6 protein-coding genes are annotated in these 13241 nt (G+C 63.1%); all 6 read left to right on the forward strand.

From position 1 onward, the window contains the following. Nucleotides 1-70: 70 nt before the first annotated feature. The 6 genes from V9L18_RS09080 to V9L18_RS09105 all read left to right on the forward strand — a co-directional run bounded on the left by V9L18_RS09080 (nt 71) and on the right by V9L18_RS09105 (nt 13226). Entirely contained in the window at nt 71-3970 is a 3900-nt protein-coding gene (locus tag V9L18_RS09080) for a DNA-directed RNA polymerase subunit beta' (protein WP_337346867.1), read from the forward strand. A 404-nt stretch (nt 3971-4374) separates the two neighbouring features. Then, nucleotides 4375-4749, forward strand: coding sequence for a 30S ribosomal protein S12 (gene rpsL, locus V9L18_RS09085; RefSeq protein WP_018773658.1), 375 nt, complete (start codon nt 4375-4377; stop codon nt 4747-4749). A gap of 1 nt (nt 4750) precedes the next feature. Beyond that, nucleotides 4751-5221 (forward strand): 30S ribosomal protein S7, encoded by a 471-nt coding sequence (gene rpsG, locus V9L18_RS09090; RefSeq protein ID WP_026531948.1) that lies wholly within the window; start codon nt 4751-4753, stop codon nt 5219-5221. Between the two features lie 69 nt (nt 5222-5290). Further along, nucleotides 5291-7405: an elongation factor G gene (gene fusA, locus V9L18_RS09095; RefSeq protein ID WP_337346868.1), complete on the forward strand. Its 2115-nt coding sequence runs from the start codon at nt 5291-5293 to the stop codon at nt 7403-7405. A gap of 265 nt (nt 7406-7670) precedes the next feature. Next, nucleotides 7671-8861, forward strand: coding sequence for an elongation factor Tu (tuf, locus tag V9L18_RS09100; RefSeq protein ID WP_078027241.1), 1191 nt, complete (start codon nt 7671-7673; stop codon nt 8859-8861). 168 nt (nt 8862-9029) lie between these two features. Beyond that, a complete protein-coding gene (locus V9L18_RS09105; RefSeq protein WP_337346869.1) occupies nt 9030-13226 on the forward strand; it encodes a hypothetical protein in 4197 nt (1398 codons plus the stop codon). The last annotated feature ends 15 nt before the right edge of the window (nt 13227-13241 follow it).

Raw genomic sequence — 13241 nt, forward strand, 5'->3', positions numbered from 1 at the left:
TTGCTCCGGGGCTCCCTCTTCCCGTAACCAAGACTTCAGAATTTAGAGAACAAGAGAGAACAGGGACCATATGTCCAGCGAATCCTCCTTCGGCCTCATGCAGATCGGCCTCGCCACCGCGGAAGACATCCGTGGCTGGTCTTACGGCGAGGTTAAGAAGCCGGAAACCATCAACTACCGCACGCTCAAGCCTGAGAAGGACGGCCTCTTCTGCGAGAAGATCTTCGGCCCGTCCCGCGACTGGGAGTGCTACTGCGGTAAGTACAAGCGTGTGCGCTTCAAGGGCATCATTTGCGAACGGTGTGGCGTTGAAGTCACCCGCGCGAAGGTCCGCCGTGAGCGCATGGGCCACATCGAGCTGGCCGCACCGGTCACGCACATCTGGTACTTCAAGGGTGTCCCCTCCCGTCTGGGCTACCTCCTTGACCTGGCTCCGAAGGACCTCGAAAAGGTCATCTACTTCGCCGCCTACATGATCACCAGCGTCGACGAGGCTGCCCGCCACGAGGAACTGCCCAACCTGCAGGTTGAGCACGACATCGAGAAGAAGCAGCTGATCGACAACCGCGACTCCGACATCGCGGCCATCGCCCGCGACCTCGAAGGCGAAATTGCGCGCCTTGAGGGTGAAGGTGCCAAGGCTGCCGACAAGAAGAAGGCCCGCGACTCCGCCGACCGCCAGATGGCGAACGTGCGTAAGCGCGCCGACGCCGACATCGAGCGCCTCGAGCAGGTCTGGGACCGCTTCAAGAACCTGAAGGTCGCAGACCTCGAAGGTGACGAAGGCCTGTACCGCGAACTGCGCGACCGCTACGGTATCTACTTCGAAGGCTCCATGGGTGCCGAAGCCATCAAGAAGCGTCTTGAGGGCTTCGACATGCAGGCCGAGTCTGACCTGCTGCGCGACATCATTGCCAACGGCAAGGGCCAGCGCAAGACCCGCGCCCTGAAGCGACTGAAGGTTGTCAACGCGTTCCTGACCACCAACAACAGCCCGCTCGGCATGGTTCTGGATGCCGTCCCGGTGATCCCGCCGGAACTGCGCCCGATGGTCCAGCTGGACGGTGGCCGCTTCGCGACCTCCGACCTCAACGACCTCTACCGCCGTGTGATCAACCGCAATAACCGACTCAAGCGCCTGCTTGACCTGGGTGCTCCGGAGATCATCGTCAACAACGAGAAGCGCATGCTTCAGGAAGCTGTTGACAGCCTCTTCGACAACGGCCGTCGCGGCCGTCCGGTCACTGGACCGGGCAACCGTCCGCTGAAGTCCCTGAGCGACATGCTCAAGGGCAAGCAGGGCCGTTTCCGCCAGAACCTCCTCGGCAAGCGTGTTGACTACTCCGGCCGTTCGGTCATCGTCGTCGGCCCGCAGCTGAAGCTGCACCAGTGCGGCCTGCCCAAGCAGATGGCCCTGGAGCTCTTCAAGCCGTTCGTGATGAAGCGCCTGGTTGACCTCAACCACGCCCAGAACATCAAGTCGGCCAAGCGCATGGTCGAGCGCTACCGCCCGCAGGTCTGGGATGTGCTCGAAGAGATCATCACCGAACACCCGGTGCTGCTCAACCGTGCACCTACCCTGCACCGCCTTGGTATCCAGGCGTTCGAACCGCAGCTTGTTGAGGGCAAGGCAATCCAGCTCCACCCGCTGGTTTGTGGCGCGTTCAACGCTGACTTCGACGGCGACCAGATGGCAGTGCACCTGCCGCTGAGCCCGGAGGCCCAGGCCGAGGCACGCATCCTGATGCTGTCCTCGAACAACATCCTGAAGCCGTCCGATGGACGCCCGGTTACCCTGCCGTCGCAGGATATGATCATCGGCCTCTACCACCTGACCACCAAGCGTGTCGGTTCAGCTGGCGAAGGCCGCGTCTTCGGCTCGGTTGCCGAAGCCATCATGGCTTTCGACGCCCGCGAGCTGCACCTGAACTCGCAGGTCCGAATCCGCCTCGAAGGCTTTGTTCCGTACGCCGGCTGGGAAGCTCCCGAAGGTTGGGAGCCGGGTCAGCCCGCCCTCGTCCAGACCTCCCTGGGCCAGGTCCTCTTCAACGAGACCCTGCCCGAGGATTACCCCTGGGTTGAGGCTGTTGCCGACAAGGGTGAACTGTCCCGCATCGTCAACGACCTCGCTGAGCGCTACCCGAAGGTTGTTACCGCGGCGACGCTGGATAACCTGAAGGATTCAGGCTTCTACTGGGCCACCCGTTCAGGCGTTACCGTTGCCATCTCCGACATCGAGGTTCCGGCCGCAAAGCCTGCCATCCTTGCCGGCTACGAGGAGCGGGCCGCCAAGATCCAGGGCCAGTACGACAAGGGCCTGATCGACGACGACGAGCGTCGCCAGGAACTGATCGAGATCTGGAACAAGGCAACCAACGAGATCGCCCAGGCGATGCGTGACAGCCTGTCCCCGATGAACACGATCAACCGCATGGTGTCCTCCGGTGCGCGTGGTAACTGGATGCAGGTCCGCCAGATCGCGGGTATCCGTGGCCTGGTGGCCAACCCGAAGGGTGAAATCATCCCGCGTCCCATCAAGTCCTCCTACCGCGAGGGCCTGTCGGTGCTGGAATACTTCATCGCCACCCACGGTGCCCGTAAGGGTCTGGCTGACACCGCACTGCGTACCGCCAACTCGGGTTACCTGACCCGTCGTCTGGTGGACGTGTCCCAGGACGTCATCGTCCGCGAAGAGGACTGCGGTACCGAACGCGGTCTGGTGACGGCCATCGCTGTCGCAGACTCCAACGGCGAGCTGGTCCTGGACGAGAACGTCGAGAACAGCGCCTACGCCCGTACCTTGGCCGTGGATGTCCTTGACTCCAAGGGCAATGTCCTGGCTCCGGCCGGCACTGACTGCGGCGACGTCGTGATTGCTGAGCTCTTCGCGGCAGGCATCACCGAGGTCAAGGTCCGCTCTGTACTCACCTGTGAGTCCAGCGTCGGCACCTGCGCCCTTTGCTATGGACGTTCCCTGGCAACCGGCAAGACCGTGGACATCGGAGAGGCCGTGGGCATCATCGCCGCACAGTCCATCGGTGAGCCCGGCACGCAGCTGACCATGCGTACGTTCCACACCGGTGGTGCTGTTTCCGCCAGCGGTGGCGACGACATCACCCAGGGTCTGCCCCGTATCCAGGAGCTCTTCGAAGCCCGTACTCCGAAGGGTGTCGCACCGATTGCTGAAGCAGCCGGCCGCATCACCATTGAAGAGTCCGAGCGCCAGATGCGCCTCGTCATCACCCCCGATGACGGATCCGAAGAGATCGCCTACCCGGTACTGCGCCGTTCACGCCTCCTCATCGAGGATGGCGAGCACGTCACAGTGGGCCAGAAGCTCATCAACGGTCCGGTCGACCCCAAGCAGGTGCTGCGCATCATGGGTCCCCGTGCCGCGCAGAAGTTCCTGGTGGATGAAGTCCAGGGCGTGTACCGCAGCCAGGGCATCGGTATCCACGACAAGCACGTCGAGGTTATCGTCCGCCAGATGCTGCGCCGCGTCACGGTCATCGAGTCCGGCGAATCGGACCTGCTGCCCGGCGAGCTCGCCGAGCGCAGCCGCTTCGAGGATGCCAACCGCCGTGTTGTGTCCGAGGGCAAGACTCCGGCTTCCGGACGTCCTGAGCTCATGGGCATCACCAAGGCGTCCTTGGCCACCGAGTCCTGGCTGTCCGCAGCTTCCTTCCAGGAGACCACCCGCGTCCTGACGCAGGCGGCCATGGAAGGCAAGAGCGATCCGCTGCTCGGCCTCAAGGAGAACGTCATCATCGGTAAGCTGATCCCGGCTGGCACGGGTCTCCCGCGCTACACCGAGGTCACCGTGGAGCCCACTGAAGAAGCAAAGGCCAACCTGTTCACCGGCCCCAGCGCGTTCAGTGACTTCTCGTACGACACCCTGGGAGGCGACGGAGCACCTGAGTTCCACGCCATCCCGTTGGATGACTACGACCTCGGGAACGATTTCCGGTAACCGTTACTCAACGGCGTCGGCCCCGTCTCCAGCCTGCTTCAACGAGCAGGCCGGGGCGGGGCCTTCCGCTTTGGGGGAGGGGCGCCGATTAAGGCCTGGCGGGAGTCCATGTTAGACTTGTTACCAATTGTTATTGTGGCAGTGGATGAGTGCGCCGGTTCCAGCTGAAAGGCTGAACCAGAGCGACGTTTCCGGTTTGCAGGGTTCTTGTGCAACGTATGCCACATTTTTGCATGCCTAGGGACCTTTGAAGACGTCAGTCATAACAGTCCCCGGGGTGCGATCCGACTATTAAGGCTTCGCCTCAGCTGCTCTGGAGATTCCCTTCAAAGCCCGGGCGGCGAGGCAACGCAACAAGAGAGTGGCTGGAAGCGGCCACTCCGGATAAAACGGAGAACACGAGAGTGCCTACGATTAACCAGCTGGTCCGCAAGGGCCGCACGCCTAAGGTCAAAAAGACCAAGGCTCCCGCGCTTAACGGCAGCCCCATGCGCCGCGGTGTCTGCACCCGCGTTTACACCACCACCCCGAAGAAGCCGAACTCGGCTCTGCGTAAGGTGGCACGTGTACGCCTCAACGGTGGCATTGAAGTCACCGCTTACATCCCCGGTGTAGGCCACAACCTGCAGGAGCACTCCATTGTGCTCGTTCGCGGCGGTCGCGTGAAGGACCTCCCGGGTGTCCGCTACAAGATCGTCCGTGGCGCCCTCGATACCCAGGGTGTCAAGAACCGTAAGCAGGCCCGCAGCCGCTACGGCGCAAAGATGGAGAAGAAGTAATATGCCTCGCAAGGGTCCGGCCCCCAAGCGGCCGCTCGTACTAGATCCCGTTTACGGCTCCCCGCTGGTCACCCAGCTGATCAACAAGGTGCTGGTCGACGGTAAGAAGTCCACCGCAGAGCGCATCGTCTACGGTGCCCTCGAAGGCGCACGCGCCAAGTCCGGCGGCGATCCCGTTGCAGCCCTCAAGAAGGCCATGGACAACGTCAAGCCTTCCCTTGAGGTCCGCTCACGCCGCGTTGGTGGCGCAACCTACCAGGTTCCCGTTGAGGTCAAGCCGGGCCGTTCCACCGCCCTCGCACTGCGCTGGCTGGTCGGCTACTCCAAGGCCCGCCGCGAAAAGACGATGACCGAGCGCCTCCAGAACGAAATCCTGGATGCGTCCAACGGTCTCGGTGCCGCTGTGAAGCGTCGCGAAGACACCCACAAGATGGCCGAGTCCAACAAGGCCTTCGCACACTACCGCTGGTAATACTTCCGGACGCCGCCGGCTCGTTACGAGCCGGCGGCGAACGTGTAGTCCATCCGAAAGGGAGACACCGTGGCACAGGACGTGCTTACCGACCTTAGTAAGGTCCGCAACATCGGCATCATGGCCCACATTGATGCCGGCAAGACCACCACCACCGAGCGCATTCTGTTCTACACAGGTGTGAACCACAAGATCGGCGAAACGCACGACGGCGCTTCGACCACCGACTGGATGGAACAGGAAAAGGAACGCGGCATCACCATCACGTCTGCCGCCGTGACCTGCTTCTGGGAAAACAACCAGATCAACATCATCGACACCCCTGGCCACGTTGACTTCACCGTTGAGGTTGAGCGCTCCCTGCGCGTCCTCGACGGCGCTGTCGCCGTCTTCGATGGCAAGGAAGGCGTTGAGCCGCAGTCTGAGACCGTTTGGCGCCAGGCCGACAAGTACAACGTTCCGCGTATCTGCTTCGTCAACAAGATGGACAAGCTGGGCGCTGACTTCTACTTCACCGTAGACACCATCATCAGCCGCCTCGGTGCCAAGCCGCTGGTCATGCAGCTGCCGATCGGTGCCGAGAACGACTTCATCGGCGTTGTGGACCTGCTGTACATGCGTGCACTGGTCTGGCCCGGCGATGCCAAGGGTGACGTCACCATGGGTGCCAAGTACGAGATCCGCGAGATCCCGGCTGACCTCCAGGAAAAGGCTGAGGAGTACCGCGCAACGCTCGTTGAGACCGTTGCCGAGGCCTCCGAAGAACTCATGGAGAAGTACCTTGAGGGCGAAGAGATCTCAGTCGACGAGCTCAAGGCCGGCATCCGCAAGATGACGATCAACTCCGAGCTGTACCCGATCTTCTGTGGCTCCGCGTTCAAGAACCGCGGCGTCCAGCCGATGCTGGATGCCGTAGTCGACTACCTGCCGAACCCGCTCGACGTCCCGCCGATGATCGGTCACGATCCCCGCGACGAAGAGAAGGAACTGACCCGCAAGCCGTCTTCGGAAGAGCCGTTCTCTGCTCTTGCGTTCAAGATTGCCGCGCACCCGTTCTTCGGCCAGCTCACCTTCATCCGCGTGTACTCCGGTCACGTGGAAGCAGGCGCACAGGTGGTCAACTCCACCAAGGGCAAGAAGGAGCGCATCGGCAAGCTGTTCCAGATGCACGCCAACAAGGAAATGCCTGTTGAGGGCGCTACCGCCGGCCACATCTACGCAGCGATCGGTCTGAAGGACACCACCACGGGCGACACCCTGTGCGACTCCGCCAACCAGATCGTCCTCGAGTCCATGAGCTTCCCGGAGCCCGTGATCTCGGTTGCCATCGAGCCGAACACCAAGGGTGACCAGGAGAAGCTCTCCACGGCCATCCAGAAGCTCTCCGCTGAGGACCCCACCTTCCAGGTGTCCCTCAACGAAGACACCGGCCAGACCATCATCGCCGGCATGGGCGAGCTCCACCTGGACATCCTGGTGGACCGCATGCGCCGCGAATTCAAGGTCGAGGCCAACGTTGGCAAGCCGCAGGTTGCGTACCGCGAAACCATCAAGCGTGCTGTGGAGCGTCACGACTACACACACAAGAAGCAGACCGGTGGTTCGGGTCAGTTCGCAAAGATCCAGATCGCGATCGAGCCGCTGGACACCGCCGAAGGCGAACTGTACGAGTTCGAGAACAAGGTCACTGGTGGCCGCGTTCCGCGCGAGTACATTCCCTCTGTTGACGCCGGTATCCAGGATGCGCTGAACGACGGCGTCCTGGCCGGTTACCCGGTTGTCGGCATCAAGGCCACGCTGATTGACGGCGCGTACCACGATGTTGACTCCTCGGAAATGGCGTTCAAGATCGCCGGGCGTATGGCTTTCAAGGAAGCCGCACGCAAGGCGAACCCTGTTCTGCTCGAACCGCTGATGGATGTCGAGGTCCGCACCCCTGAGGAATACATGGGTGAAGTTATCGGTGACCTCAACTCCCGCCGTGGCCAGATGCAGTCCATGGAAGATGCACAGGGTGTCAAGGTTATCCGTGCGCACGTCCCGCTGTCCGGCATGTTCGGCTACATCGGTGACCTGCGTTCGAAGACCCAGGGCCGCGCTGTGTACTCCATGACGTTCAACAGCTACGCCGAGGTCCCGAAGGCAGTCGCCGACGAGATCATCCAGAAGACCCGCGGCGAGTAGTCTTTTTCGACTTTCGAAGCGACAAACTCGGGTGTGGTTTCCGGATAACGGAAGCCCGCCTGGTGCAGGTGGCCGGAACCCGGTCGGATGCAGTCCGGTCAAGCCGGGTCCCGGCCATCTGCACGAACAGGCTCTAGGCACTAGTATTAGTTCCTGAATCTGCAATTTCACCAATCCAAAGCCCCCCAAGTAGACTTGCCTGAGTTTCTGCCGCGACAAGCGCGGTTGAAGGGTAAGTCATTTGAAAACGTTCTAGGAGGAACCTGTGGCAAAGGCAAAGTTCGAGCGGACTAAGCCGCACGTTAACATCGGCACCATTGGTCACGTTGACCACGGTAAGACGACGTTGACGGCCGCCATTTCCAAGGTGCTGTACGACAAGTACCCGACTCTCAACGAGCAGCGCGACTTCGCGTCTATTGACTCTGCTCCCGAAGAGCGTCAGCGCGGCATTACCATCAACATCTCCCACGTTGAGTACCAGACCGAGAAGCGCCACTACGCACACGTAGACGCACCGGGTCACGCTGACTACATCAAGAACATGATCACCGGTGCTGCACAGATGGACGGTGCAATCCTCGTGGTTGCCGCCACTGACGGCCCGATGGCTCAGACCCGCGAGCACGTCCTGCTCGCCCGCCAGGTTGGCGTTCCCTACCTGCTGGTTGCACTGAACAAGTCGGACATGGTCGACGACGAAGAGCTGCTGGACCTCGTTGAAATGGAAGTTCGTGAGCTGCTTTCGGCTCAGGGCTTCGATGGCGACGACGCTCCTGTTGTTCGCGTTTCCGGCCTGAAGGCCCTCGAAGGCGACCCCGTCTGGGTCAAGTCCGTTGAGGACCTCATGGAAGCTGTTGACGAGTCCGTTCCGGACCCCGTACGTGACCGTGACAAGCCGTTCCTGATGCCGATCGAAGACGTCTTCACGATCACCGGCCGTGGCACCGTTGTAACGGGCCGCGCCGAGCGTGGAACCCTCGCCATCAACTCCGAGGTCGAGATCGTCGGCATCCGCCCGGTCCAGAAGACCACGGTTACCGGTATCGAGATGTTCCACAAGCAGCTCGACGAAGCATGGGCCGGCGAGAACTGTGGCCTCCTGCTCCGCGGTCTGAAGCGTGATGACGTAGAGCGTGGCCAGGTTGTCGTCAAGCCGGGTTCCATCACCCCGCACACCGACTTCGAGGCTAACGTCTACATCCTCTCCAAGGACGAAGGCGGACGTCACAACCCGTTCTACTCCAACTACCGCCCGCAGTTCTACTTCCGTACCACGGACGTAACCGGCGTTATCACCCTGCCGGAAGGCACGGAAATGGTTATGCCTGGCGACAACACTGAGATGACCGTTGCGCTCATCCAGCCGATCGCCATGGAAGAGGGCCTCGGCTTCGCTATCCGCGAAGGCGGCCGCACCGTTGGTTCAGGACGCGTTACCAAGATCATCAAGTAATTCTTGTTGATCCCTGATTGACCTGACCGGAAGGGCCGCCTAGCGGTCCTGACGGAAAGTGTGGAAACAGCCCCGCTGCTAGTGCAGCGGGGCTGTTCTTTGCTACGATTAATCCAATCACTGGATTAATTGGGCCGGATTCATCCTGCCCGTTGGAGAGGGTTCATCATGCAGGACGAATCTTATGAAGCGGGCTACCGTGCAGGGCACCTCCAGGGCTGGTTGGACGCCATGGCCAAGATCGAGGCGACGCAGCCTGCGGCCCCGAGTCCGGCCGCACCGGGCACAGCGCCGTCTTTCCAGCCCAGGGTTCATCCCGCGCCCCCGGCGGCCTACAATGTGGGTTCGCAGACGGGGACCGTCCCGGCGGCGGAACCGACTTTCGCCCTGCCATCCCGTGTGCCCGGGCGCCCTGCCTCCACGATCCGTCCCCAGGAAGCCGCGCCAGTATCCGGGCGGGCACCAGGGCCCCACGTTGACCGTCCGGCAGCGCCGTACTCCAACTACCCGGCTAGGCAGCCGGCGCAGACGGCCGCGGAACGCCAGGCCCGGCGCGAGAAGCGGGACCGGCAGAACATCAACATCACGCTCTACGTCGCCAGCCTGCTCCTGGTCGCAGCAGCGGCGCTGTTCATCGGAACCAGTCTTCCCCCCACGCTTCGCTTCGCCGGGGTCTGCATAGTTACCGCCGCCTTCTATGCCGCGGGATTTGTTCTCCATAGCCGGGTGCCACGCCTCAGGCCGGCGGCGGTGGCCTTTGCGGGAACGGGCCTGGCGCTGGTCCCGGTGACGGGACTCGCCCTGTACAACTTCGCCCTCCACCACGGCCCCACCGCCTGGCTGATCACTTCACTGATTGGGACCGCCGCCTACGTCGCTGCCGCCGTCCGCCTCGAAAGCCGGGTGCTGGTCTACCTGTCGCTGACGTTTGTGGCGTCTACGGCTTGGTCCGGGGTGTCAGTCCTGGGAGGAGCGCTGGTCTGGTACTTCGCCGCACAGATCTGCGTGGCCGTACTGCTGACCCTAGTGGCCCTCGCCAAGCCCGCCTGGCTTCCGCCGGTCTATGCGAGGCCACTCATGGTGTTGCATCCGTTGGTGGTGCCTGCCGTCGCAGCCGCAGCCACTTGCGTTCCGCTGCTGTTGGACAAGACCGAGTACGCGCTCATTATGGCTATGTGCGGTTGCTACTTTGGGCTGATGGCCGCCGTGCCGGGCAGTCGGCTCAGGCTCGCCAACTTCTACGCAGCGCGGGTATCCCTGACGATCGCCGCCGCAGTCGAGATCTGGAACCTGACCGGCAGGGGAAGTGATGCCTTACTGGCTGCGGCAGCAATCCTCGCGGTCCAGGCAGTGGCCGTGGCTCTTGCCTCCGCTTGGTTAGGCCACTGGATGCCAGGCGCTAAGCGTCCGCAAAACCGGGCCGAACCGTCCTCAGGCACACTGCATGGACGCTGGTTCGTGGACTCGCTGGCCACCTTCACTATCCAGCTGCTCGCCACTGCGATGTACGGCGGCCTCGTGCTTTCGGCCGAGTATTACCCCTACGGCGCGTTCGGCCAGGTGGGTGAGGTTCCCCTGTGGATACCCGTTGCCGGTGCCCTGGCCACCAGCTTTGTTGTGGCCACACGCCTGGGAGGCCCGGCCGAGTGGGCTCCTGTGGCCGCCCTGCTCCTCGCGGGAGTGCTCGGCTACGCCCTGGGCGCGTGGCCGTTGGCGGTCATGCTGGCACTGGCGTTCGTCTTCTGGGCAGTCCGCGCGTTCTTCGCGGCCAGCAAGCTCCGGAGGAACCTCGTACTCGCCGCCAGGTTGGCATTGACCCTGTCAGTTCCTGTCACTGTTGCCGCGGTTATCGGCACCGGCCCGGACCGCATCATCACTTCGGTCTTCGGGCTGCTGGTAGCGCTGGTGTGTCAGCAGGTGATCTCGGCGTTCCTGGAGCGGGCAGGTGGCGGCTCCCTGGCCGCCGTTGTCCTGCTGGTGCTCCTTGACACGACTCCGGCCCACGACTGGATCCGGGCAGCGGTACTCATTCAACTCCTGACCGCGATGGCGGTTGGCCTCTTGATGGTGCCCCGGCCTGCAAGTGAGCTTGAGTGGAACGCCACAATCTGGGAAGCCCTTCCTCTGGCGGCCTCCACGCTTTGTGTCCCCGTGTCTTTCCTGGCTGTGAGCCAGCCTTTCGGAAACGTCGCACTGCTTCTGGTCCTGGGATACCTGCTCGCTTCCGGCCTGCGGATGCGGGTGCAGCAACACCGCTGGACCTACTGGTGGCTGGGCCGCGTTGCAGCCACGGTGCTGGTACTGACGGCTTTTGATCTTCTCCAGAGTGAGGCAGGGCCAACCGTCATCGCCGGCGATGTACTCCGCCCTGCCACAGTGTTGGTCCTCTTCCTCGCCATCCAACTGGTATTCCCCGTCTCCGCCTTTGTGCGCGGGAAGGCTCCGCGGGGAGTGCTCACGGATCCGGGCGTGGTCCTGCTGTTCCAGCTGATGGCGTCTGTGCTGCTGTTGGTGCTGGACCCGGACGGTTGGCAAGCGCCCTTCGTCGCTGCACTGACAGCAACCTGCGCCGTGGCCTCGGGGTACGTTTTCAGGAGCAAGGGCGCCGCCGTCTGGTTCGCGCCGTCGTCGCTGGTGGTCCTGCTGGCATTCAGCGGCGGTGACCTGTTGGTGGTTGAACTCGTGCTGGGAATCTTTGCCGTGTTTGCCGCGGTGATGGTGGTGGCATCCGGCCAGCCCTTATGGAAGGGCTGGTATTTTGCAGGAGCCAGGCTGTTGACGGCCGCCCTCGCTGCAGTCCTCAGTTACGACGCCACGGCGTCTCCGACCGCCGTCTCCGTCACCTTCGCGCTTGTGCTGGCTGCCCAGCACGGAATCCGCTGGCTGATGCGTTCACGGCTGGCTGACGTTCCTTTCCAGCAGGCGGCCGTCTGGATCACGCTCGCTGGCCAGGCCCTTCTTCCCCTCGCTTATGCCTGGCAGGCCCGGCTGGGCTGGGCGAGGACTTCCGACGACGACGGCGGACGCTGGGTGGTGCTCCTGGAGTTGGCACTGTTGCTATGTTCGGCAGTCGTGGCGCGCCGGTTCTTCGCGGCGCGAGGCTCCCTCTACTTCGCCGTCTATGCGCTGCTGTTCGGGGTCCTATCATTGGGGCCCGTGGTCAGTTTCGCCTCTGGCAGCCGAGCGAGCAGCGCGAGCTTCCTGGCGGCTCCGGTACTCGACTACACCGGCACTGCGGCAGTGCTGTTGCTCGGGGCGATCCTCGCTTCACTTGCAGGCGTAATGCTGCGCGGGCGCAACGTTGCTGTGACGGAGGTCGACCACTGGCTCTGGCTCACGACCGCCGGGTCATTTGCCCTGACCGCCCTGTTTGTGTCCACGACGGCGACGGGCTGGGTCATGGGCGCTGCCCTCCTGGTGCTCGCCGGGGTGTGCTTCACGGCCTCGCATGTTGAGGAGCTGCCCTGGCTGTACGTACCGGCCGCGCTTGCTGCCCTGGCCGGCGGCATGCAGCTGGCAGATGCTGCCTTCCGGGATGTTCCGGGGGAGTGGGGCCAGTATCTTACGTGGCTTTGCGGCGCGGGACTGTCAGCTGCTGGACTGTATGGCGCACGGCTGTACCGCAGTGGAGAGCTGGCCGCCGACCCCGTGCGCCGCTGGTCCTTGGCCGGAGGGGCCTTCCTGGGGCTTTGCATTGTCGCCTTGACCGGGGTGCGTCCCGACGCGACGGCATGGGCAGCAGCCTTTGCCTTGGCTGCGGCGGTGGGAGTAGCCTGCCTCGAAGCTCCGGGAACGGCACGCCGGATCGTTGCCGAGACTGGGTTTGTGGCGGTCGTGGCGGCGGTGCAGCGGGCCGCCATCTTCGACCTGGATGGGCAGTACGGGCAGAACTACAGCCTTTCGCTTGGCCTGCCTGACCCGTTCTGGGTAGCCCAGTGGTACGTGCTCGCCGGGGCCGGCCTGGGGATCCTGCGCTTCACTACAGGACAGCGGAATGCCGGCAGGCTCCTTCTGGGAGCCGCGGCCGGACTGCTCACGCTGAGCGCCCTGGGTGTTGTTTTTGGCGGTAGCGGCAGCCAACAATTGTGGGTGCTAATCCTCTTCGCAGGGCTTCTGCTCGCCGGCCTGGGGTTGGGTGAACGGTTGTTTGTCTGGTGGGGCGCCGCCGGAGTGGCCGCATGCATTCTCTGGGCAATGCGTCAGTACACGTTCGCGCTCCTGGCGCTGATCGCCGTCGGGCTTATTGTGTTCGCAGTCTGGCGGCTGAACCGCGGAACGGCCGGGGAGAAACCGGCGCTGCAGCCGTCCCCAGGACAGCCTTCACCTGACCAGCCGGATGGCGGGGAGCCGTTCAGCAAGCACTGATACTGTTGCTTGCAT

The organism is Pseudarthrobacter sp. CCNWLW217, from assembly GCF_037203985.1.
Taxonomy (GTDB): domain Bacteria; phylum Actinomycetota; class Actinomycetes; order Actinomycetales; family Micrococcaceae; genus Arthrobacter.

Coding starts and splice junctions, on each gene's coding strand:
- V9L18_RS09080 (WP_337346867.1), top strand. CDS start 71: ATGTCCAGCGAATCCTCCTTCGGCCTCATGCAGATCGGCCTCGCCACC.
- rpsG (WP_026531948.1), top strand. CDS start 4,751: ATGCCTCGCAAGGGTCCGGCCCCCAAGCGGCCGCTCGTACTAGATCCC.
- V9L18_RS09105 (WP_337346869.1), top strand. CDS start 9,030: ATGCAGGACGAATCTTATGAAGCGGGCTACCGTGCAGGGCACCTCCAG.